The organism is Streptomyces sp. NPDC048290 (assembly GCF_040652095.1).
Lineage (GTDB): Bacteria > Actinomycetota > Actinomycetes > Streptomycetales > Streptomycetaceae > Streptomyces.
In genome coordinates this window covers 337058-359383 of sequence record NZ_JBEZLM010000005.1, presented here as the reverse complement: position 1 = coordinate 359383, position 22326 = coordinate 337058, and the positions used below count along the sequence as shown (strand labels likewise).

The 22326-nt window shown below is 73.9% G+C and carries 22 protein-coding genes; 13 read left to right on the top strand and 9 right to left on the bottom strand.

From position 1 onward, the window contains the following. Positions 1 to 16 precede the first annotated feature (16 nt). The gene (locus AB0D49_RS11055; protein ID WP_362754335.1) at positions 17 to 799 is read right to left on the bottom strand and encodes an ABC transporter permease; all 783 of its coding nucleotides are present in this window, start codon (positions 797 to 799) and stop codon (positions 17 to 19) included. Next, complete coding sequence (locus AB0D49_RS11050; protein ID WP_362754330.1) at positions 796 to 1800, bottom strand: ATP-binding cassette domain-containing protein; 1005 nt, start codon at positions 1798 to 1800, stop codon at positions 796 to 798. Before AB0D49_RS11050 ends, AB0D49_RS11055 begins: the two co-directional genes overlap by 4 nt. A gap of 63 nt (positions 1801 to 1863) precedes the next feature. On the opposite strand from AB0D49_RS11050, the gene AB0D49_RS11045 reads away from it, so the two are divergent. Next, entirely contained in the window at positions 1864 to 2577 is a 714-nt protein-coding gene (locus AB0D49_RS11045) for a TetR/AcrR family transcriptional regulator C-terminal domain-containing protein (protein ID WP_362754326.1), read from the top strand. A 13-nt stretch (positions 2578 to 2590) separates the two neighbouring features. Here the strand turns inward: AB0D49_RS11045 and AB0D49_RS11040 are convergent, their stop codons facing one another. Genes AB0D49_RS11040 through hmgA form a run of 3 tightly spaced genes read right to left on the bottom strand, consistent with a single transcriptional unit; the run spans position 2591 to position 5874 of the window. Further along, positions 2591 to 3748: a type ISP restriction/modification enzyme gene (locus tag AB0D49_RS11040; RefSeq protein ID WP_362754323.1), complete on the bottom strand. Its 1158-nt coding sequence runs from the start codon at positions 3746 to 3748 to the stop codon at positions 2591 to 2593. A 32-nt stretch (positions 3749 to 3780) separates the two neighbouring features. Then, positions 3781 to 4530, bottom strand: a complete 750-nt coding sequence (locus AB0D49_RS11035; protein WP_362754320.1) for a GntR family transcriptional regulator — start codon at positions 4528 to 4530, stop codon at positions 3781 to 3783. A 27-nt stretch (positions 4531 to 4557) separates the two neighbouring features. Beyond that, positions 4558 to 5874: a homogentisate 1,2-dioxygenase gene (gene hmgA / locus AB0D49_RS11030; protein ID WP_362754317.1), complete on the bottom strand. Its 1317-nt coding sequence runs from the start codon at positions 5872 to 5874 to the stop codon at positions 4558 to 4560. Positions 5875 to 6074: 200 nt separating this feature from the next. On the opposite strand from hmgA, the gene AB0D49_RS11025 reads away from it, so the two are divergent. The 8 genes from AB0D49_RS11025 to AB0D49_RS10990 all read left to right on the top strand — a co-directional run bounded on the left by AB0D49_RS11025 (position 6075) and on the right by AB0D49_RS10990 (position 16077). Further along, on the top strand, positions 6075 to 6584 hold the full coding sequence (locus AB0D49_RS11025) for a hypothetical protein (protein WP_362754314.1): 510 nt from the start codon (positions 6075 to 6077) through the stop codon (positions 6582 to 6584). Positions 6585 to 6654: 70 nt separating this feature from the next. Further along, entirely contained in the window at positions 6655 to 7266 is a 612-nt protein-coding gene (locus AB0D49_RS11020) for a TetR/AcrR family transcriptional regulator (protein ID WP_362754311.1), read from the top strand. A gap of 296 nt (positions 7267 to 7562) precedes the next feature. Continuing rightward, positions 7563 to 9833 (top strand): molybdopterin-dependent oxidoreductase, encoded by a 2271-nt coding sequence (locus AB0D49_RS11015; RefSeq protein ID WP_362754308.1) that lies wholly within the window; start codon positions 7563 to 7565, stop codon positions 9831 to 9833. Positions 9834 to 9968: 135 nt separating this feature from the next. Beyond that, positions 9969 to 11420 carry a citrate:proton symporter gene (locus tag AB0D49_RS11010; RefSeq protein WP_362754305.1) on the top strand — a complete coding sequence of 484 codons (1452 nt, stop codon included), beginning with the start codon at positions 9969 to 9971 and terminating at the stop codon, positions 11418 to 11420. A 46-nt stretch (positions 11421 to 11466) separates the two neighbouring features. Continuing rightward, positions 11467 to 12690 carry an MFS transporter gene (locus AB0D49_RS11005; protein ID WP_362754301.1) on the top strand — a complete coding sequence of 408 codons (1224 nt, stop codon included), beginning with the start codon at positions 11467 to 11469 and terminating at the stop codon, positions 12688 to 12690. Between the two features lie 223 nt (positions 12691 to 12913). After that, positions 12914 to 13405, top strand: coding sequence for a DUF3574 domain-containing protein (locus AB0D49_RS11000; RefSeq protein ID WP_362754298.1), 492 nt, complete (start codon positions 12914 to 12916; stop codon positions 13403 to 13405). 168 nt (positions 13406 to 13573) lie between these two features. Then, positions 13574 to 14959, top strand: a complete 1386-nt coding sequence (locus tag AB0D49_RS10995; RefSeq protein WP_362754588.1) for an aldehyde dehydrogenase family protein — start codon at positions 13574 to 13576, stop codon at positions 14957 to 14959. A gap of 35 nt (positions 14960 to 14994) precedes the next feature. Beyond that, on the top strand, positions 14995 to 16077 hold the full coding sequence (locus AB0D49_RS10990; protein WP_362754295.1) for a Zn-dependent alcohol dehydrogenase: 1083 nt from the start codon (positions 14995 to 14997) through the stop codon (positions 16075 to 16077). Between the two features lie 249 nt (positions 16078 to 16326). On the opposite strand, the gene AB0D49_RS10985 is transcribed toward AB0D49_RS10990, so the two are convergent. Further along, positions 16327 to 16974: a TetR/AcrR family transcriptional regulator gene (locus AB0D49_RS10985; RefSeq protein WP_362754292.1), complete on the bottom strand. Its 648-nt coding sequence runs from the start codon at positions 16972 to 16974 to the stop codon at positions 16327 to 16329. A 91-nt stretch (positions 16975 to 17065) separates the two neighbouring features. Here AB0D49_RS10985 and AB0D49_RS10980 point away from each other — a divergent pair, with 91 nt between their 5' ends. The 3 genes from AB0D49_RS10980 to AB0D49_RS10970 all read left to right on the top strand — a co-directional run bounded on the left by AB0D49_RS10980 (position 17066) and on the right by AB0D49_RS10970 (position 19331). Beyond that, entirely contained in the window at positions 17066 to 18217 is a 1152-nt protein-coding gene (locus AB0D49_RS10980; RefSeq protein ID WP_362754289.1) for an acyl-CoA dehydrogenase family protein, read from the top strand. Positions 18218 to 18307: 90 nt separating this feature from the next. Then, the gene (locus AB0D49_RS10975) at positions 18308 to 18595 is read left to right on the top strand and encodes a YiaA/YiaB family inner membrane protein (protein ID WP_362754286.1); all 288 of its coding nucleotides are present in this window, start codon (positions 18308 to 18310) and stop codon (positions 18593 to 18595) included. Positions 18596 to 18677: 82 nt separating this feature from the next. Next, the gene (locus AB0D49_RS10970; RefSeq protein ID WP_362754283.1) at positions 18678 to 19331 is read left to right on the top strand and encodes a TetR/AcrR family transcriptional regulator; all 654 of its coding nucleotides are present in this window, start codon (positions 18678 to 18680) and stop codon (positions 19329 to 19331) included. Positions 19332 to 19633: 302 nt separating this feature from the next. Here the strand turns inward: AB0D49_RS10970 and AB0D49_RS10965 are convergent, their stop codons facing one another. Next, positions 19634 to 20095, bottom strand: coding sequence for a MaoC family dehydratase (locus AB0D49_RS10965; RefSeq protein WP_362754280.1), 462 nt, complete (start codon positions 20093 to 20095; stop codon positions 19634 to 19636). A 144-nt stretch (positions 20096 to 20239) separates the two neighbouring features. Between AB0D49_RS10965 and soxR the strand changes: the two genes are divergently transcribed. Beyond that, a complete protein-coding gene (gene soxR / locus AB0D49_RS10960; protein WP_362754277.1) occupies positions 20240 to 20701 on the top strand; it encodes a redox-sensitive transcriptional activator SoxR in 462 nt (153 codons plus the stop codon). Positions 20702 to 20905: 204 nt separating this feature from the next. Here the strand turns inward: soxR and AB0D49_RS10955 are convergent, their stop codons facing one another. Both AB0D49_RS10955 and AB0D49_RS10950 read right to left on the bottom strand, forming a co-directional pair. Then, positions 20906 to 21673 (bottom strand): 3-keto-5-aminohexanoate cleavage protein, encoded by a 768-nt coding sequence (locus AB0D49_RS10955; RefSeq protein ID WP_362754274.1) that lies wholly within the window; start codon positions 21671 to 21673, stop codon positions 20906 to 20908. Between the two features lie 26 nt (positions 21674 to 21699). Continuing rightward, the gene (locus tag AB0D49_RS10950) at positions 21700 to 22302 is read right to left on the bottom strand and encodes a hypothetical protein (RefSeq protein WP_362754271.1); all 603 of its coding nucleotides are present in this window, start codon (positions 22300 to 22302) and stop codon (positions 21700 to 21702) included. Positions 22303 to 22326: the final 24 nt, after the last annotated feature.

The following is a 22326-nucleotide window of genomic DNA, read 5'->3' as shown; positions in this document are numbered from 1 at the left end:
CCCCCTGTTTCCCCTCTCACCGCTCCCCGCGGGCGTATCGGCGTACCGCGAGCGGGGCGCACACCAGCAGGATGAGCGCGCACCACAGCAGCGACCCGGCGACCGGGTGCGCGACCGGCCAGGCGGCGTCCGAGGGAACCGGCGCGTTACCGAACAGCGCACGCAGCGCCGTGGTGAGCGCGCTGATCGGATTCCACTCGGCGAGCGTGCGCAGCCAGCCGGACAGCCCCTCGGTCGGGATGTAGGCGTTGGACAGCAGCGGCAGCAGGAAGGTCGCCGCACCGAGCTGACCGGCCGCCTCCTCGTTCCGGGTGAGCAGCCCCAGCAGAATCCCCGCCCAGGTGGCCGCGGCCCGGAACAGCAGCAGCAGTCCGAGAGCGCCCAGCGCGCCGAGCACGCTCCCCTCGATCCGCCAGCCCACCGCCAGCCCCACCAGCAGCAGCGGCACCATCCCGGCCGCGGTCACCACCAGATCCGCGAGGACCTGCCCGAGCGGTACGGCGGCCCGGCTGATCGGCAGACTGCGCAGCCGGTCCGTCACTCCCCGGTGCACGTCCTGCGCGGCCTGGAACATCCCGGTCATGATCCCGTTCGCGGCCGTCGCCACCAGCAGCCCCGGCACCAGATACGCCCGGTACTGGGCGCCGGGCATGGCGAGGGCGCTGCCGAGGACATAGCCGAAGAACAGCAGCATGGTGATCGGCATGGTCTGGGTGAGGATCAGCAGCCCGGGGTTGTTGCGCAGCCGGGTCAGCTGACGGCCCAGCAGGGCGGTGCCGTCGTGCGCGAGCGCGTTCATGCGGCGGTCTCCTTCTTGGTGCCGGTGCCGGTGCCGGTGCCGGTGCCGGTGACATCGGCGGGGTCCGGTGCGCCGGTGGCGGTGAGACGCAGGAAGACCTCGTCGAGGGTGGGCGGGCGCAGAGTGGCGTCGAGCAGCGGGACACCGGCCGTGTCCAGCGCGCGGACCAGCCGGGGCAGGGTCAGCGTGGGGTCGCGGGTGACCGCGCCGACCGCGGCGCGCTCGCGGTCGAAGGACGGTTCGCCGCCGGTGAGACGGTCCAGGACGCCCGCCGCGCGGGTCAGCGCGTCCGGGTCGGCGACCACGGCCTCCGCGTACGTCCCGACGAGCCCCTTCAGTTCGGCGGGGGAACCGGTGTGGGCGACCCGGCCCCGGTCCAGCACGGCGATGTCGTCGGCCAGCCGGTCGGCCTCCTCCAGATACTGGGTGGTGAGCAGCACGGTGGTGCCGTCGGCCCGCAGGGCGTCCACGGCGTCATGGATCGCGCCGCGGCTCGCCGGGTCGAGACCGGTGGTCGGCTCGTCCAGGAACAGCACCGCCGGGCGGCGCACCAGGCTCGCGGCGAGGTCCAGACGGCGGCGCATCCCGCCGGAGTAGGTGGCGGCGGGGCGGTCGGCGGCGTCGTCGAGACCGAAGCGGGCGAGGAGTTCGGCGGCCCGTGCGGCGCTGTCGCGGACCCGGTGCAGCCGGGCGAACAGCCGCAGGTTCTGGCGTCCGGTCAGATCCCCGTCGACCGACGCGTACTGCCCGGTCACCCCGATGGCCCGGCGGACCGCGTCCGGTGCGCGCACCAGGTCGTGGCCCGCGATCCGGGCCGACCCGGCGTCCGGGCGCAGCAGCGTGGTCAGCAGCCGGACGGCGGTCGTCTTGCCCGCCCCGTTGCGGCCGAGCAGCCCCAGCACGGTCCCCGGGGCGACGGCGAGATCGAGCCCGTCCACCGCGCGCACCGCGCCGAACCGCTTCTCCAGACCCTCACTAAGTACAGCGTACGTAGTAGCCATGGCGGCACCATAGCGCACTACGTACGTTGTACGTAACTACGATGGTGGCCGAGGTGATGAGCGATGGCGGGCCGGACCGGCGTACCCGAAGTGATCTGGGCGCGACCCGAGCGGACGGGGCGTGGGCCGAAACCGGCGTACACCCGGGCCGGGATCGCGGCGGCGGCCGTGCGGGTCGCCGACGCGGAGGGACTGGAGGCGGTCACCATGCGGCGGGTGGCGGCCGAACTCGGCTGCGGCACCATGTCGCTCTACAACTACGTCCCCCGCAAGGAGGATCTGTACGAGCTGATGCTCGACGCGATCGGCGCCGAGCACGAGATCCGTGAGCCGTCCGGGGACTGGCGGGCCGACATGCTGCGCAACGCGCGCGAGACCCGGGCGATCATGCACCGCCACACCTGGGTGCCCCGGCTGATGCCCGGTGTGCACGGCTTCAGCCCCAGCAGCCTGCGCTATCTGGAGCACTGCCTGGAGTGCCTGGAGCCGCTCGACGCGACCTACGCGGTCAAGACCGAGCTGGTCGCCCTGCTCACCGGGGTGGTCAGCACCTACGCCGCCCAGGAGATCGCCACCACCGAGCGGACCCGGGCGATGCCCTGGAGCGCGGAGGAGGAGAACGCCGTACGGTTCGCCTACCTCGGTGGCCAGGTGGCGACCGGCGCCTATCCCCGGCTCGCGGCGGCGTTCGCGGAGGCGAGCGGACCGGTCGACCTGGAGGCGGTGTTCGAACGGGCCCTCAACCGGGTCCTGGACGGCTTCGACCCCAGGCCCTAGTCCTCCCCGGCGTTCAGAGCAGGGCGAGTTGGCCCTCCGGGCCCTCCTCCGGGGTGTCCAGGACCGAGGCCGGGCGGCGGGTCGCCGGCGGGACCGGCAGGACGCCCGCCGCACGCAGGTCGGCCGCCGTGACGGCGGGGGCGGACAGGTCCTCGGGCAGCGGGGGGAGTTCGGCGAGCAGGGCCAGCACCGTGATCAGCTCCAGCAGCTCCGACGTCCACGCCTGGGGCCAGGACACGGGACGGATCGCGGCCAGGGCGCCCGGCCCGGATTCACCCGTCCGGGCGAGGAACCACTGCTCCAGCACCCGCGCCCCGCCCGCCTCGAACTCCCAGGCGGCCACCGGCACCGGCGCGATCCGGCCCTCCCCGATGAACAGCGCCTCCTCCTCCCGGTCGTAGCGCAACTCCCCGGCGCGGTCCGGCAGCGGGGCGCGGACGTACGGGCGGCGCCCGCCGGGCAGCTTGGGCCGCTCGCCGTCCCGGAGCATCAGCCACAGCGCCCGGCGGCCCGACTCCACCCCGAGCGCCCAGCGCGCGGGGTCGGCGGTGAGCGGCACGGTGAGATCGGCGCGGACCGCGCTGAGCGTCCAGGCGAGCACGTCCAGCGGGTCCGGTACCGAGCCGAGCTTGGTGCCCAGATACGCCGTCAGGCCCGGCGCCAGATTGGGTTCCCGGCCGCCGGGGCGGCGGAACAGCGGGCGGACCCGGCCGGAGCGGACCAGCGGGAACAGGGCGGTCGCCAGCAGGGGCGGACCCGGCTCGCCGCCCGTCCCGGCGACGAAGACCTGCCGTTCGTCCGCGATCCGCCACAGCTCGGGACGGGCCGCGTCGATCAGCCGGTGGTCGGGGATCAGCCACTGCTCGTCGAACGGCGCCACCAGCGCCCGGACCGGCTCCGGGCAGGGGCCCGCGGCGCGCCCGAGGCGCTCGGTACCGCCCGCCTGGCCCGGCAGCCGTCCCACCGCCGACCGCGTGGTGCGGGCCCGGGTCGGCTCGAACAGCGCCTCGCGGTCCGGTCCTTCGGCCTTCATCAGCGCGTCCCAACGGGCCCGCAGGGACACCGGGTCGGGTCCCGCGGGCCACCCCCGGCCCAGGCGGGGCGGTGCGACGGACCACGGCATGAGGTCCGCGAGCGGCACAGCGTCGTCGTCGTACGGCACGCCCGGCATCGTACGACGGGTCGGGCGCGGGTCCGGCGGGGTCAGGTCGCGTCCAGGGTCACCGAGAAGGCGAAGCGGTCGCCCCGGTAGTGGATGACGGCCACGTCCAGGACCCGGCCCGCGCTGTCGTAGGTGATGCCGGTGTAGTGCAGGATCGGGCTGAGCAGCGGGACCCGCAGGAGGCGGGCCGTCGCGGGGTCGGCGAGCCGGGCCTCGACGGTGTCCGTGATCCGGCTGATGTCCGCGCCGACCACGTCCCGCAGCACCTTGGTCATCGGCCGGCGGACCAGTTCCTGCGGGTCGAAGCGGGCGGCGAGTTCGGGGCGGACGTAGTTGCGGGCGTGGTTGGTGGGCTCACCGGTCTTCTCGTCGCTGCGCAGCCGGTGGTACGTCACCGCCTCCGTGAGGTCCGGGAAGTGCTCGGCGAACTCGGCGGGCACCGGCACCCGCCCGTGCTCCAGCAGTTCGGCGGTCATCCCGGACTGCTGGGCCACGATGGCGTCCACCGAGCCCAGCAGCCGTACCGGGGCGCCCCGGGTGGCGTCCGGTTCGATGAAGGTGCCCCGGCGGCGGTGCCGGGTGATCAGGCCCTCGTCCTCCAGCTCCTTCAGCGCCTGGCGCATGGTCAGCACGCTCACGCCGTAGTGCTCGGCGAGCCGCTCCTCGGTGGGCAGCCGCAGCGGGTCGGCGGTCGAGCGGCCGAGTATCGAGGCGCGCAGCGACTGCGACACCTGGTACCACAGCGGCAGCTTGCGGTTGAGGACGATCGAGTCTGGGGCGAAGGAGCTCACGGGCCTATCCGTACCGGTCGGGTGCGATCAGTGCAACGGGCGGAAGTGCCGTTCGAGGCCCCGCCACACGTCGTCGTAGCCCTGCTGGAGGTGGTCGGCGCCCGCCGCGTGCGGGGTCAGGGTCACCGGCCAGCGGGTCTCGAACATGAACGCCAGACCGTCGTCGATCTTCTGCGGCCTCAGCTCCGCCGCGCTGGCCTTGTCGAAGGTCTCCCGGTCGGGTCCGTGCGCCGACATCATGTTGTGGAGCGAGCCGCCGCCCGGGACGAAGCCCTCCGCCTTGGCGTCGTAGGCGCCCTCGATCAGGCCCATGTACTCGCTCATCACATTGCGGTGGAAGTACGGCGGCCGGAAGGTGTCCTCGCCCACCAGCCAGCGCGGTGCGAACACCACGAAGTCGACGCCCGCGAGCCCCGGGGTGTCCGACGGCGAGGTCAGCACCGTGAAGATCGACGGGTCCGGGTGGTCGTAGGAGATGGAGCCGATGACATTGAAGCGGCGCAGGTCGTAGACGTACGGGACCAGGTTGCCGTGCCAGGCGACCACGTCGAGCGGGGAGTGGTCGTAGGTCGCGGTCCACAGGTTGCCGCAGAACTTGTTCACCACCTCCACCGGGCCCTCGACGTCCTCGTACGCGGCGACCGGGGCCTGGAAGTCACGGGCGTTGGCCAGGCCGTTGGCGCCGATCGGGCCGAGGTCGGGGAGGACGAACGGGCTGCCGTAGTTCTCGCAGACATAGCCGCGCGCCGCCTCGTCCAGCAGCTCCACCCGGAAGCGGACCCCGCGCGGGATCAGGGCCACCTGTCCGGGCTCGGCGTGCAGCAGGCCGAACTCGGTGCGCAGCAGCAGCCCGCCGTGCTCGGGGACGATCAGCAGTTCGCCGTCCGCGTCGCTGAACACCCGCTCCATGGAGGCGGTGGCGTGGTAGAGGTGCACGGCCATGCCGGTGCGCTGGGTGGCGTCGCCGTTGCCGCCCAGCGTCCACAGCCCGGCCAGGAAGTCCGTGCCGGTCTCCGGGCGGGGCAGCGGGTTCCAGCGCAGCCGGTTGGGGTCGGGCGGGGTCTGGGTGAACGGGGCCGTGCGCAGCGCCCCGTTGCGGGTGCGGGTGAACGCCGGATGGGCGGCGGACGGGTGGATGCGGTACAGCCAGGAGCGGCGGTTGTGGGCCCTCGGCTCGGTGAACGCGGTGCCGCTGAGCTGCTCCGCGTAGAGCCCGAGCGGGGCCCGCTGGGGCGAGTTGCGGCCGACCGGGAGCGCGCCGGGCGCCGCCTCCGAACCGTGCTCGTTGCCGAATCCGGAGAGATAGACCAGCGATTCGGCGGTCTTGCGCGCTTCCGCACTCATGTTCCCAGCTCCTCAGCCATGTTCCCGGCTCCCGTGGCGACCCCTATTCCTATAGTCCACCATAGGAATAGGGCGGGGTCCCGCGCAAGAGGGAGGCGGCGGGTAGGGGGTCCGTGTCGTCTGTAGGTACTACGGCCGACCGGGCGAACCCGCCTCCAGAGGGATTCGGGGCGTCGTACCGGTGTTCTACGCTCGCCCGTATGACGAGGACGCGGGGGAGATACGCGGTGCTCGCGGTCGCTGTCCTGCTGCTGGCCGGATCGGCGGGCTGCGACTCCGGCGGCGGGCAGGAGCGGGCGACCGACCGGACCTCTCCGGTCGGCAAGGTGCTGGAGGACACCGACGAGGACGGCTCCCGGCTGCGCGAGATCGCGCACGAGGTCGCCCCCGACGTCGACATCGAGGTGCAGCCGGTCGGCGGCGGACAGGGCTGGGAGGTCCGGCTCACCGTCGAGGACTTCAGCTTCTCCCCGCTCGGTACACCGCCGGAGGCCGTCGCCGGGCGAGGGCTGGCCCGGCTGTTCGTCGACGGCCGCCCCGTCGCCGATCTGCGCACACCCCGGCACCGGCTCACCGCCGACCTGATGGGCCGCGGCACCCACCACGTCACCGCCCGGCTGTACGCCGACGACGGGACTGTCTGGGCCGACGACGGCCAACCGGTGGAGTCCACCGCGGATGTGACGGTCTCCGATCCGGGTCCGGCTTAGAGCCTGGTGTTTGTCCGGTTCCCTCATCGGCCCGCTTCACCCCGGAGCGGCGGCGAGGCATCATGAGCCCGTGCCTGATGCGACGACCACGCTCCGCCGCGCCCCCGTGCAGCGGCGCAGCGCCGAGCGGCTGACCCGGATTCTCGACGCCTGCGCCGCCCTCCTCGACGAGGTCGGCTACGACGACCTGAGCACCCGGGCCGTCGCCCAGCGGGCCGGTGTCCCCATCGGCTCGGTCTACCGCTTCTTCGGCAACAAGCGGGCGATGGCCGACGCCCTCGCCCAGCGCAATCTGGAGCGGTACGCCGAGCGGGTGCGCACCCGGCTCGACGCTCTCGGCGACACCGGCTGGCGCGGCGCCCTGGACGCCGTGCTCGACGAGTACCTCGCCATGAAGCGCACCGCGCCCGGCTTCTCCCTCGTGGACTTCGGCAACCAGATCCCGGTCGGCTCCCGCCACGACGAACCCAACCACCGGGTCGCCGACCGGCTCACCGACCTGCTCGCCGCATCGCTCGACCGGCGCCCGGACGACACCCTGCGCCGCACCTTCCTGGTCGCCGTCGAGACCGCCGACGCCCTGGTCCACCTCGCCTTCCGGGTCGACCCGCAGGGGGATCCGGGGATCATCGAGGAGATGCGGGAGCTGCTGCGGGCGTATCTGGGACGGGTGCTGGACTGATCCCTCGCCGGTGCCGGTGCCGGTGCCGGTGCCTGTGCCTGTGCCGGTGACGCTTCACGTCCAGCGCCTGACGTATGACGCCCGACCTCCGACCCCCGGCTGACGTCCGGCGCCTGACCTCCGATGCCCGACCTCCGACTGGCGTCCGGCGCCCGGCCCCCGATCCCCGACCTCCGGCGCCGACTCCGGCGGCACCCACCTCCCGCGCTCCCTCCCCACGCCCCCTCCCCTCCATGCCTACCGGTCGGTATCCTCGGGCTGTCCGTGCGCCACGCCGCCGTGCCCCGGGAGGACCCGTGTCCCGCACCGCCCTGCGTATCTGTCCGCTGTGCGAGGCCACCTGCGGGCTGACGCTGACCGTCGAGGACGGCCGGGTGACCGGCGCCCGCGGCGACCGCGACGATGTGTTCAGCAAGGGGTTCATCTGCCCCAAGGGCGCCGCCTTCGGCGCCGTCGACCAGGACCCCGACCGGCTGCGCCGCCCGCTGGTCCGCAAGGACGGGGAACTGCGCGAGACGGACTGGGCGGAGGCGTTCGACACGGTGGCCGCCGGAATCCGCCCCGTCGTGGAGCGGTACGGCGCGGACGCCGTCGGGGTCGTCCTCGGCAACCCCAATGTGCACACCGTCGCCGGGGCCCTCTACCCGTCGCTGCTGCTCGCCGCGCTCGGCACCCGGAGCCTGTTCACCGCGTCCACCGTCGACCAGATGCCCAAGCACGTCTCCAGTGGACTGCTCTACGGCGACGCGGGCGCCATCCCCGTCCCCGACCTCGACCACACGGACCATCTGCTGCTGCTCGGCGCCAACCCGATGGAGTCCAACGGCAGTCTGTGCACCGCCCCCGACTTCCCCGGCCGCCTCAAGGCCCTCAAGGCGCGCGGCGGCACCCTCACCGTGATCGACCCGCGCCGCACCCGCACCGCCCGGCTCGCCGACCGCCATCTCGCGATCCGCCCCGGCACCGACGCGCTGCTGCTCGCCGCCGTCGCCCACGTCCTGTTCGCCGAGCACCTCACCGACCTCGGGGACCTCGCCCCGCACGTCCTGGGCGTGCCCGAAGTCCGGGACGCCGTACGGGACTTCACCCCCGAGGCGGTGGCGCCGGTCTGCGACATCGACGCCGGGACGGTCCGGGTCCTCGCCCGGGAACTCGCCGCCGCGCCCACCGCCGCCGTCTACGGCCGGATCGGCTCCTGCACCGTCCCGCACGGCACCCTCGCCTCCTGGCTGGTCGATGTGCTGAACATCCTCACCGGCAACCTCGACCGGCCCGGCGGCGCCCTCTTCCCGCTCGCCGCCACCGACCGCGCCCCCCGCCCGGCGGGCCCCGGCCACGGCTTCCTGCTGGGCCGCTGGCACTCCCGGGTCGCCCGGCACCCCGAAGCCAAGGGCGAACTGCCGATCGCCGCGCTCGCCGAGGAGATCGACACCGCCACCGAGCACGGCGAGCCGCTACGCGCGCTGATCGTCAGCGCCGCCAACCCGGTGCTCTCCGCCCCCGACGGCGACCGCCTCGACAAGGCGCTGGGCGCCCTGGACTTCATGGTGAGCGTCGACCCCTACCTCAACGAGACCTCCCGGCACGCGCACGTCGTGCTGCCCCCGCCGCCGCCCGCGCAGAGCCCGCACCACGACTTCGCCCTCAACGCCCTCGCCGTGCGCAACCAGGTCCGCTACACCCGCCCCGCGATCCCCCTGGAGCCCGGCCGGATGGCCGAGACCGAGATCCACGCCCGGCTGGTGCTGGCCGCCGCCGGACTGCACGGCGCCGCCCCGGACACGGTGGACGACCTCGCCATCGACCAGACCCTCACCAAGGCAGTACGGCAGGAGCACGGACCCGTCCACGGCCGCGACCCGCGCGCGCTGGCCGCCCGGCTCACCGGCGAGAACGGACCCGAGCGGCGGCTCGACCTGATGCTCCGCCTCGGCCCCTACGGCGACGGCTTCGGCGCCCGGCCCGGCGGACTCACCCTGGAGCGGCTCCTCGCCCACCCGCACGGCATCGACCTCGGCCCGCTCAGGTCCCGGCTGCCGGGACCCCTGAGGACCGTCAGCGGCCGGATCGAGCTGCTGCCCGCGCCGATCGCCGCCGACCTGCCCCGGCTGCGCCACGCCCTCACCGCACCGCCCGCCGGGCTCGTCCTGGTCGGCCGCCGCCATCTGCGCTCCAACAACAGCTGGATGCACAACGTCCCCGCCCTCACCGGCGGCACCAACCGCTGGGCCGTCCAACTGCACCCCGAGGACGCCGCCCGGCACGGGGTGCGCGACGGGGCGCCGGTCCGGATCAAGGGCGCCGGGGGAGCGGTGACCGCGCCCGCCGAGATCACCGACGCCGTACGCCCCGGGGTCGTCAGCCTTCCGCACGGCTGGGGGCACGACCGCCCCGGCACCCGGCTCGGCCACGCCGCCAAGAACCCCGGCGGCAATGTCAACCAGCTCCTGGACGGCACCCTCCTCGACCCGCTCTCCGGGAACGCGGTGCTCAACGGGGTACCGGTCGAGATCATCCCGCTCACCGAGGGCACCGCAGACGTCCCCGCCACCCCACCACTGACCTGAGCGAAGCTGTGACCTGGAGTTTTGCGCTTATTGCTCGCACGTCAACATCTTGTTAACGCTGTTTGACGGGACCTAACGTCGTCGCACCGCCGGCTCTGGTGGGAGTTCAAGGGCGAACGTTAGGTGTCCACAACCATGCTGACCATCCTCGGCTTCGCCATGATCGCGACCTTCCTGGTCCTGATCATGCTGAAGAAGATGTCGCCCATCGCGGCGCTCGTGCTGATCCCCGCGCTCTTCTGTGTGTTCGTCGGCAAGGGCGCCGAGTTGGGCGACTACGTCATCGACGGTGTCTCCAGCCTCGCCCCCACGGCGGCGATGCTGATGTTCGCGATCGTCTACTTCGGGCTGATGATCGACGTCGGGCTCTTCGACCCGGTCGTCAAGGCCATCCTGAAGTTCGCCAAGGCCGACCCCCTGCGGATCGTCGTCGGCACGGCCCTGCTCGCCGCGATCGTCTCCCTGGACGGCGACGGCTCCACCACCTTCATGATCACCGTCTCGGCGATGTACCCGCTGTACAAGCGGCTGAAGATGAGCCTGGTCGTGATGACCGGTGTCGCCGCCACCGCCAACGGCGTGATGAACACCCTGCCCTGGGGCGGCCCGACCGCGCGGGCCGCGACCGCGCTCAAGCTGGACGCCAGCGACATCTTCGTCCCGATGATCCCGGCGCTCGCCGTCGGACTGGTCTTCGTGATCGTCCTCTCGTACTTCCTCGGTCTGCGCGAGCGCAAGCGGCTCGGGGTGCTGACGCTGGACGAGGTGCTGGAGGAGCGCGCCGAGGACAAGGAGACGGTGCTGGTCGGCTCCGCGGGTGACGGCGGCACGGTGGGCGCCGGCAAGACCGGCGCCGGTCAGAGCGGCGGCACGACCGGCCTCGGCAAGAGCGGCGGCACGGTCGCGACCGGCGGTACGGACGCCGACGCCGAGGACGACGACGACTTCCAGGGCCTCGACCCGAACCGGCCCACCCTGCGCCCCAAGCTCCTCTGGTTCAACGTGCTGCTCACCGGCGCCCTGCTGACCGCCATGATCATGGAGCTGCTGCCCATCCCGGTGCTGTTCCTGCTCGGCGCCGCGCTCGCGCTCACCGTGAACTTCCCCCGCATCCCCGACCAGAAGGCCCGGCTCGCCGCCCACGCCGACAACGTCCTCAACGTCTCCGGGATGGTCTTCGCCGCCGCCGTCTTCACCGGCGTCCTCCAGGGCACCGGCATGGTCGACTCCATGGCCAAGTGGCTGGTCGACATCATCCCCAGCGGCATGGGCCCGCACATGGGCATCGTCGCCGGACTGCTGAGCCTGCCGCTCACCTACTTCATGTCCAACGACGGCTTCTACTTCGGTGTCCTGCCGGTCCTCGCCGAGGCGGGCGCCGCCCATGGCGTCAGCCCCGTCGAGATGGCCCGCGCCTCCCTCGTCGGCCAGCCGCTGCACATGTCCAGCCCGCTGGTCCCCGCCGTGTATGTGCTCGTCGGCATGGCCAAGGTCGAGTTCGGCGACCACACCCGGTTCGTGGTGAAGTGGGCCGCGCTCACCTCGCTGGTGGTGCTCGGCGCCGCGATCCTGTTCGGCATCATCTGACCGACCGGAGCCCTTCCCCGCCCGAACTCCCCAGGAGGTCACCGCCGTGAGGCCCGGCAGGAACCGCGGCTGGCTGCTCCGCCTCGTCATCGCCTTCAGCTTCGCGCAGGCGGCGGTGTCGATGGCCCGGCCCGCCGTCTCCTACCGGGCCCTCGCGCTGGGCGCCGACGAACGGGCCGTCGGGGTCATCGCCGGGGTCTACGCCCTGCTCCCGCTGTTCGCCGCCGTCCCGCTGGGCCGCCGTACCGACCATGGGCGGTGTGCCCCGCTGCTGCCCGCCGGGGTCGTCCTGATCGCGGCGGGCTGCGCGCTCAGCGGACTCGCCGGGTCGCTGTGGACGATGGCGGTGTGGAGCGGGGTCATGGGCCTCGGCCACCTCGCCTTCGTGATCGGCGCCCAGTCGCTGGTCGCCCGCCAGTCCGCGCCGCACGAACAGGACCGCAACTTCGGCCACTTCACCATCGGCGCCTCCCTCGGCCAGCTCGTCGGCCCGATCGCCGCGGGCGCGCTGATCGGCGGTCCCGACATGGCCCGCACCAGCGCCCTCGCCCTGGTGGTCGCGGGCGCGGGCGCGGCCGTCGCGGTCACCTCCCTGTGGCGCATCGAGGACCGTACGGCGCTGTCCGGGCGCGCCCGCACCGGCGACCGGGTGCCGGTGCGCCGCATCCTGGGCTCCCGGGGCGTACCCGCGGGCATCCTCATCAGCCTCTCCGTGCTGTCCGCGACCGATGTCCTCACCGCCTACCTGCCGGTGGTCGGCGAGCACCGGGGCATCCCGCCCTCCGTCGTGGGACTGCTGCTCAGTCTGCGCGCGGCGGCCACCATCGCCTGCCGCCTCGTCCTCACCCCGCTGCTGCGGCTGGGCCGCACCCCGCTGCTCACCTCCACCTGTCTGCTGGCCGCCCTGCTGTGCGCGGGCATCGCGCTGCCGGTGCCGGTGTGGGCGCTGGCCGTGATGCTGGCCGCGCTCGGCTTCTGCCTCGGCGTCGGCCAGCCGCTGTCCATGACGACCGTCGTGCGGGCCGCGCCCGAGGGCGCCCGCTCCACCGCCCTCGCCCTGCGGCTGACCGGCAACCGGCTCGGACAGGTCGCCGCGCCCGCCGGAGCGGGCCTGATCGCCGGGGTCGCGGGGGTGGCGGCGCCGTTCGTGCTGCTCGGCGGACTGCTGCTGCTGTCGGCGGGGGTCGCGCTGCGGTCCCCGGCGGCTGTGGCGCCTGCCGCGCCGGGCCGGGACGCGTCCGCGTCGCGCCCGCACAACTCCCGTACCTGAGCGCCGACTTCCCTCTGTTCCCCCCTTCGGGGCGGACATCCCGGCGGTCCGGCGCGGCGCCGGGACAGCGGCGTGGGCGGTCCCGTAGGGGAGGGGCATGGCATCTCAGCGAAGCGTTCGGCGGACATCTCGGCGGGCACTTCGGCGGGCCGATCGGCAGACACCTCACCAGGCCGATCAGCGGACCCTTCGGCCGTCCCTTCGGCCGACCCTGCGGCGGCCCGTGCCGCGCGCCCGCACCCGTACCGCCCGCACCCGTACCGCCCTCGTCGCCGCCGCCCTGCTGGCGGTCGCCGTGCCGACCGCCGCGTACGCCACGCTCGACGCGGTGGAGCGCCCCGCCGCCTCGGCCGCCTCCGGCGCCTCTCCCGCCCCGGTGCGCGGTGAGCCCTACGCCGAGACCCGGCTCTACTTCGGCACCGCGCGGCCGGACGGCGGACCGGCGGTCACCGACCGGCAGTTCATGGCGTTCGTCGACCGCGAGGTCACCCCGTCCTTCCCCGCCGGGCTCACCGTGCGGAGCGGACGCGGCCAGTGGCGGGACGCCACCGGCACCATCGAGAAGGAGCGCTCCTGCGAACTGCTCCTGCTGTACCCGGTCGCGGGCGCCGACACCGCCGACCGGGCCATCGAGGAGATCCGGCGGGACTACGAGAAGCGGTTCGGGCAGGAGTCGGTGGGGCGGGTGGACGACCGGGTACGGGTCGACTTCTGAGCGGTGTGGCCGGAGCCCCCTGGAACGCCGGACCTGGCGCCGGAAAACTATCGCCGCTAGTTTGGGCGGGGCGGGGCGGGACACCGGGTCGCGCGGCTTGGGCGGAGGCAGGGCATGACGGGCACGGCACGGGACGGTACGCACCGGAACGGGATGCTCCGGGACGGGATGCTCCGGGACGGGATGTACATCGACGGCGCCTGGCGCCCGGCCGCCGGACCCGGGCTGATCGACGTGGTGAACCCGGTCGACGAGCAGGTGATCGCCCAGGTCCCGGCGGGCGACGCACAGGACGTCGACACCGCCGTCCGGGCCGCCCGCGCCGCGCTTCCGGGCTGGGCGGCGACCCCGCCCGCCGAGCGCGCCGCCCGGCTCGCGGCGCTGCGGGACGTCCTCGCCGCCCGCCAGGACGAGATCGCCCGGACCATCACCGCCGAACTCGGCTCCCCGCTCGCCTTCTCGCAGGCGGTGCACAGCGCCCTGCCCGTCGCGGTGACCGGTTCGTACGCCGAACTGGCCGCCACGTACGCCTTCGAGGAGAAGGTCGGGAACTCCGTCGTCCATCTGGAGCCGGTCGGGGTGGTCGGCGCGATCACCCCCTGGAACTACCCGCTGCACCAGATCGTCGCCAAGGTGGCCCCGGCGCTGGCGGCCGGCTGCACGGTGGTCGTCAAGCCCGCCGAGGACACCCCGCTCACCGCCCGGCTGTTCGCCGAAGCGGTGCATGAAGCGGGCGTACCGGCCGGGGTGTTCAACCTGGTCACCGGGCGCGGCCCGGTCGCCGGACAGGCCCTGGTCGAGCATCCCGGCGTCGATCTGGTCACCTTCACCGGCTCCACCGCCGTGGGCCGGGCGGTCGCGGCGATCGCGGGCGCGGCGGTCAAGAAGGTGGCCCTGGAGCTGGGCGGCAAGTCCGCGAACGTGATCCTGCCCGGCGCCGACCTGGCCCGCGCGGTGAATGTCGGGGTCGCCAATGTGATGGCCAACTCCGGCCAGACGTGCAGCGCCTGGACCCGGATGCTGGTCCACCGCGACCAGTACGACGAGGCTGTCGCCCTCGCCGCCACGGCCGCCGCCAAGTACGGCGACCGTATCGGCCCGCTGGTCAGCGCCCGGCAGCGGGACCGGGTGCGCGGCTACATCCGGCAGGGCGTCGCCGAGGGCGCCCGGCTGGTCACCGGGGGCCCCGAGGCGCCGCGCCCGACCGGCTTCTACCTCAGCCCGACCGTCTTCGCCGAGGTCACCCCGGACATGACCCTCGCCCAGGAGGAGATCTTCGGCCCGGTCCTGTCGGTGCTGCGCTACGAGGACGAGGCCGACGCCCTGCGGATCGCCAACGGCACGGTGTACGGGCTCGCCGGAGCGGTGTGGGCGGGCGAGGAGGCGCGGGCCGTCGCCTTCGCCCGGCGGATGGAGACCGGGCAGGTCGACATCAACGGCGGCCGGTTCAATCCGCGGGCCCCGTTCGGCGGGTACAAGCGGTCGGGCGTGGGGCGGGAGCTCGGCGCGCACGGCCTGGCGGAGTACCTCCAGACCAAGTCGCTCCAGTTCTGACCCGCGCAGCCCAGCCCTCCAGGAGACGCCCCCTCATGACCGTACGCGCCGCCGTCCTGCCCGCCATCGGTGCTCCGCTGGAGATCACCGGGATCGAACTGCCCGAGCCGGGCCCCGGCCGGGTCCGGGTGCGGCTGGCCGCCGCCGGGGTGTGCCACTCCGATCTGTCGCTGTCCGACGGCACCCTGCGCGTCCCCGTCCCGGCGGTCCTCGGCCATGAGGGCGCGGGCACGGTGGTGTCGGTGGGCGAGGGCGTCACGGACCTGGCCGCCGGTGACCGGGTCGTCCTCAACTGGGCCCCGTCCTGCGGAGCCTGTCCGGCGTGCGGGCGCGGCGAGGTGTGGCTGTGCGCCAACGCGCTGAACGGGGCGGCGGACGTCCACGCCCGCACGGTCTCCGGCACCGATGTGCACCCTGGGCTGAACGTGGCCGCGTTCGCCGAGGAGACCGTCGTCCCGCGGTCCTGTGTGCTGCCGCTGCCCGCGGACCTCCCGCTCGCCGACGCGGCGCTGCTCGGCTGCGCGGTCCTGACCGGCTACGGCGCCGTCCACCACGCGGCGAAGGTGGCGCCCGGCGAGACGGTCGCCGTGTTCGGCGCGGGCGGGGTGGGGCTGGCCGCGCTCCAGGCGGCGCGGATCGCGGGCGCGTCCCGGATCGTCGCGGTGGATGTCTCCCCGGCGAAGGAGGAACTGGCGCGTGCCGCGGGCGCCACCGACTATGTGCTCGCCTCCGACACCACGGCCCGCGAGATCCGGGCGCTCACCGGCACGGAGGGCGTGGACGTGGCGGTGGAGTGCGTGGGGCGCGCGGTCACCATCCGCACCGCCTGGGAGTCCACCCGGCGCGGCGGTCGCACCACGGTGGTCGGCATCGGGGGCAAGGACCAGCGGGTCACCTTTCACGCGCTGGAACTGTTCCACTGGGGCCGCACCCTCTCCGGCTGCGTCTACGGCAACTGCGACCCCCGGACCGACCTCCCGGTCCTCGCCGCCCATGTCCGCGCGGGCCGACTCGACCTGTCCGCGCTGGTGACGTCCCGGATCGGGCTCGAGGACATCCCGGCGGCGTTCGAGGACATGGCGCGGGGGAGGGGCGGCCGGGCACTGGTCACGTTCTGACCGCCGAGTCACCGGGCCCGCTCCCCGGCGGCCCGCTCGTACGGATCCGGTCGACCGGTTGTTCGACCCGCCCCCGGCGACCGGCCCGTACGGAACCGGTCGGCGGGGCGAGCGGCCCGTGAGGAACCAGTCGACGGGGCGAGCGGCCCGTGAGGAACCGGTCGACCGGTTGTTCGGCCTGCCCCCGGCGACCGGCCCGTACGGAACCGGTCGACGGGGCGACCCGCCCGTCCAGAACCGGTCGGCCGGTTACCCGGCCCGCTCCCCGGCGACCCGCTCGTACCGCGCCGCCAGTCCGTCCAGCAGGGCCGTGAGCCCGGTCTCGAACGCCCGCTCGTCCACCGTCTCCTGGCGCTCCGCCAGGAGATGGGCCTGGCCCAGATGCGGATAGTCGGCGGGGTCGTAGGCGCTCTCGTCCCCCACGAACCCCCCGGCGAACGACCCCAGCGCGGCCCCCATGACGAAGTACCGCATCACCGCGCCCACCGACGTGGCGTGCGCGGGTGGCCATCCGGCCTCGACCATCGCCCCGTACACGGCGTCCGCGAGGCGCAGCGCGGCCGGGCGGCGGCCGGGGCCCTGGGCCAGCACCGGCACGATGTGGGGGTGGTCGCGCAGCGCCTCCCGGTAGGAGAGCGCCCAGTCGTGCAGCGCGGTCCGCCAGCCGCGGCTGTCCTCGAACATCGACAGGTCGACCTGGGCGCTGACCGAGTCGGCGACCGCCTCCAGGATCTCGTCCTTGGTGCGGAAGTGGTTGTAGAGCGACGGCCCGCTCACCCCTAGCTCGGCGGCGAGCCGACGGGTGGAGACGGCGGCGAGCCCCTCCGCGTCCACCAGTTCCCGTGCGGCCGTGACGATCCGTTCGGTGCTCAGCAGGGGCTTGCGCGGTCGGGCCATGGCGCACATAGTAGGTCGGGAGACAGAAAACTAGCAGTGCTAATTTAATGGCTCGCTCGGGAGCCGGAACGCAGCTGAGGCGGGAGCCGGTATGCATCTGGAGCCGACCCGGGAACAGACCGCCGCACGCGGGCTGGCCCGGGACTTCGTGGCCCGCGAGGTCACCCCGTACGCCGCCGACTGGGACCGCGCGGAGAGCGTCGACCGCGCGCTGGTCGGCAAGCTCGGCGCCCTCGGCTTCCTCGGGCTCACCGTCCCCGAGGAGTACGGCGGCTCCGGCGGCGACCATCTGACCTACTGCCTGGTCACCGAGGAGCTGGGACGCGGCGACTCGGCGGTGCGCGGCATCGTCTCGGTCTCCCTCGGACTGGTCGCCAAGACCGTCGCGGCCTGGGGGAGCGAGGAGCAGAAGCGGCGCTGGCTGCCCGGATTGACCGCCGGTGAGCTGATCGGCTGCTTCGCGCTGACCGAGCCCGGCACCGGCTCCGACGCCGGGAACCTCACCACCCGCGCGGTCCGTGACGGCGACTCCTACCGCCTCAGCGGCACCAAGATGTTCATCACCAACGGCACCTGGGCCGATGTGGTGCTGCTCTTCGCCCGCTCCACCGACGCCCCCGGCCACCACGGTGTCTCCGCCTTCCTGGTACCGGCCGACAGCCCCGGACTGACCCGCCGGGCGGTGCGCGGCAAGCTGGGACTGCGCGGCCAGGCCACCGCCGAACTCGTCTTCGAGGACGTCCGGGTGCCCGCCGACGCGCTGCTCGGCCCGGCGGGCAAGGGCTTCTCGGTCGCCCTGTCGGCGCTGGCCAAGGGCCGGATGGCGGTCGCCGCCGGGAGTGTCGGCATCGCCCAGGCCGCGCTGGACGCCGCCGTGCGCTACGCGGGCGAGCGCACTCAGTTCGGCAAGTCCATCGCCCACCACCAGCTGGTCCAGGAGCTGATCACCGACATCGCGGTCGACGTGGACGCGGCCCGGCTGCTCACCTGGCGGGTCGCCGATCTCATCGACCGGGGCGAGCCGTTCGCCGTGGCGTCCGCCAAGGCCAAGCTGTTCGCCTCCGAGGCCGCCGTGCGCGCCGCCAACAACGCCGTCCAGGTCTTCGGCGGCTACGGCTACATCGACGAGTACCCGGTCGGCAAGCTGCTGCGGGACGCCCGGGTGATGACCCTCTACGAAGGCACCAGCCAGATCCAGAAACTGCTGATCGGCCGGGCGCTGACCGGCGTATCGGCCTTCTGACCCGCCCGCCGCGCGGTGCCCGCGACCTGAGTACGCGGCTGAGTACGCCGACGGATGTGGCGCGCGCCACTCTCCCCGACCCTGGTCCCCATGAGCGACTCACCCGTCACACCGCACAACACGGCCGCCTTCCACGGCCAGGCCGTCGTGTCCTTCGCCCTCGCCCTCGGCGCCACCGCCGTCGGCATCTTCCAGTTGGAGGCCGACCCCTGGGTCCGGGCCTTCCTGGGCATCGCCGTCCTCTACCTCGTCACCTCCGCCTTCACCCTGGCCAAGGTGGTCCGCGACCGCCAGGAGGCCGGGCAGATCGTCAGCCGGGTCGACCAGGCCCGGCTGGAGAAGCTCCTCGCCGAACACGACCCCTTCGAGAAGCTCTGACCCGCCCCCGCACGCCCACTAAGCGCTCGCTCACCTTCGGTTGTATGGTGGTGCCCCGGTCGGCGAGAGGGGCGAGACGGCGATGAGTACGGCGGAGGAGACGTCCGGCGACGAGAACGAGTCGTGGGGCGAGGTCACCCCGGACGCGGCGCGGCGGCTGCTGATCGCCGCGGTGGACGCCTTCGCCGAGCGCGGCTACCACGCCACCACCACCCGGGACATCGCCGGCCGCGCCGGGATGAGCCCGGCCGCGCTCTACATCCACTACAAGACCAAGGAAGAGCTGCTCCACCGGATCAGCCGGATCGGCCATGAGAAGGCGCTGGACATCCTGCGCACCGCCGCGCGCGGCGACGGCACGGCGGGCGAGCGGCTGGCCGACGCCGTCGCCTCCTTCGTCGGCTGGCACGCCGGGCGCCGCACCACCGCACGGGTCGTCCAGTACGAGCTGGACTCGCTCGGGCCGGCCGCCCGCGCGGAGATCGTCGCGCTGCGGCGGCAGTGCGACGCCGAGGTCCGCGGGATCATCGAGGACGGCATCGCCTCGGGCGAGTTCGACGTCCTGGACGTCCAGGGCACGACCCTGGCCGCGCTGTCGCTCTGCATCGACGTGGCCCGCTGGTTCAGCACGCGGGGACCGTGGACGCCGGACGAGGTGGGCGCGATGTACGCGGCGCTGGTGCTGAGGATGGTGGGGGCGGGGGGTTCCACGGGGGGTTCCGGGGGGCGGGGGTAGGGGTCCGGGTGCGGGCTGCCGGGTACGGCGGGGCTGGTACGGAGTTCCGCGGGGCCCGGTCGGTCGGAGGGGGTGCCCGCGACGCCCGGTCGGTCGGGGGGAGTGCCCGCGACGCCGGGGCTCAGCCGGAGGGAGTGCCCGCGACGCCCGGTCTCGGCCGGAGGGGGGTGCCTGCGGCGCCCGGTCGGTCGGGGGGAGTGCCCGCGACGCCCGGTCTCGGCCGGAGGGGGGTGCCTGCGGCGCCCGGTCTCAGCCGGAGCGAGTGCCCGCGACGCCCGGTCAGAGGGCCCGCGCCATCCCGGTCACAGGTAGTACCGCGACACCGACTCCGCCACGCACACCGGCTTGTCGCCGCCCTCGCGCTCGACCGTGAACGCCACCGCCACCTGGACGCCGCCCGGCACCTCGTCCACCGCGCTGATCGTCGCCGTCGAGCGCAGCCGGGAGCCGACCGGGACGGGGGCCGGGAAGCGGACCTTGTTGGTGCCGTAGTTGACGCCCATGGTCACCCCCTCGACGGCTATGAGCTGCGGCGCGAACAGCGGCAGCAGCGACAGCGTGAGATAGCCGTGCGCGATGGTCGTGCCGAACGGACCGGTCGCCGCCTTCTCCGGGTCGACATGGATCCACTGGTGGTCGCCGGTCGCCTCGGCGAAGAGATCGATCCGCTTCTGGTCGATCTCCACCCAGTCCGTGTGCCCCAGCGACTCGCCCACCGCCGCCTTCAGCTCGGCCACGCCCGTGAAGATCCTCGGCTCCGCCATGTCCCTCGCCCTCCCGCTCGTTCACCCGATCGCCCGGTTGCTCGCCGGCCCGATTATCGACCTAAGCAACTGCTTAGCATGGTCGAGGGGGGTACGCATGTCAACGGGCGGGCGGGGCGGGCGCCGATGGGTAGGGTTGCGGTGATGCCGCAGATTCCAGAGAACATCCATGAGCTGACCGTCGGCCAGTTGTCGGCGCGCAGCGGCGCCGCCGTCTCCGCGCTGCACTTCTACGAGGCCAAGGGCCTGATCAGCAGTCGCCGGACGACGGGCAACCAGCGGCGCTACTCACGGGACGCGCTGCGCCGGGTCGCCTTCGTCCGGGCCGCGCAGCGGGTCGGCATCCCGCTGGCCACGATCCGGGACGCGCTGGCGGAGCTGCCGGAGGAGCGGACGCCCACCCGGGAGGACTGGGCGCGGCTGTCCGAGGCGTGGCGCTCGGAGCTGGAGGAGCGGATTCGGCAGCTGAACCGGTTGCGGGACCATCTGACCGACTGCATCGGCTGCGGGTGCCTCTCCTTGGAGAGCTGTGTGCTGTCCAACCCCGACGACGCGTTCGGGCAACGGCGGACGGGGTCGCGGCTGCTGGTGGAACGGGGGGCGTAGCACGCGGGCGGGGCGTCTTGCTTCTGCCTCTGGGGGCGGCCGGTCCTCGTAAGGCAGCCCAAGGCAGCCCCGTTTCCGTGAGGCGGCCCCGTCGCGCCGGATCACCGCGCAACGAGCCGCGCTCTGAGCCGCACCCGGGCCTCACCCCGCGCTGCACCTGGGCCTCCCCCCGCACCGCACCCGGGCCCCACCCCGACCGTCCCGTCATCCCACCGCCACCCGCCCCGACACCCCGACCGCCGCCTCCACCAGCTCCGCGTTGGACCTCGCCCGGCCTCCGCCCGGCAGGGTCAGCGTATCCGCCAGGCCGATCCGGGTTTCCAGGCCCAGCCAGCGCGCCAGGTGGAGGACCGGCCAGGTGCCGCCCTCCGTGCCGTGCAGCAGGATCGGGCGGCCGTGGGCCGTGCCGATCCGGGCGAGCAGTGTGCGGGCCGAGTCCGCCGCCGTCGCCGGGTCGTGGTTCCCGACCTCGGCCAGCACCCTCAGGACCCGGTGCCGCAGGGGCGAGCGGGCGAAGCGGTCGGGCCCGTCGGTGTCCGACCACAGGCCCGCCTCCACCGCCACCCCGCGCTCCAGCAGCGCGGCGGCGAGCCGCTCGGCGCCCGGTTCGTGCCAGTCGACCGAGGCGTGGTCCGGCAGGACCGTCCAGGAGGCCACCCGCTCCAGCCGGTCGGCCGGGCCCGGCTCCGCGCGGGCGCCCGCGCACACCCCGACCGGCACCCGCACCCGCGCCCGGACCGCCGCCAGCACCGGCCCGAGCACCCTCGGGGACAGGGAGCCCCGGCCGCACGGTGTCCTGGGATGGACCTGGACGCCGGTCGCCCCGGCCGCCACCGCCGCCGCGGCGGACCCGGCCAGCGCGTCCGGGGTCAGCGGGACGACGGCGCCGTCCGCGGCGGACCGGGTGCCGTTGAGACAGACCAGCAGGGACCGCGCGGCGGGCGTACCGCCGCCGCTCCGGGGGCGCGGCATCCCCGGCGCACCCCCGGTGCCACGCGTCACGCGGACATCAGCAGGGGGCCGCGCCGCGCGTAGGCCAGTGCCTCCGAGGTCAGGACCGGACGCGGGACCAGGATTCCGCAGTCCGCGCAGACCGGTCCGGAGGACGGTTCATGGTCGAGTTCGTACTTCCAGACGAGGCGCTCCCCGTCGCAGACCGGGCACTCGGCGCCCGGCTCGCGCTCCAGGGCCGCGATCAGCCGGCGCAGCACCTCCGCCAGGGGCTCGCCGGGGTGCAGCCGGGGGTCGTCGCACCAGGCGACGCCGAAGCCGCCCCAGGTCAGCCGGTGCCAGTCGTCGACGCTGCCGGGTCGGCGCAGCCCGTCGTGCTTCTCCTTCCTGCGGCGCTCGGCGAACTCCGTCTCGTAGGACAGCCAGACCGCCCGCGCCGCCTCCAGCTCCTCCAGCGCGGCCACGAGCCGCACCGGGTCGGGGGAGCGGTCCTCGGGGTCGAACCCGGCCCGTGCGCACAGGTGGTCCCAGGTGGCCCTGTGCCCGTAGGGAGCGAACCGCTCAAGGCACTTGCGCAGTGAGTAGCGCCGCAGCGCCAGATCGCACCGAGGATCGCGCACCTGTCTTGCCAGACTCCGGAAACCCGCCATCGCCCTGCACCTCCGTCACATCTG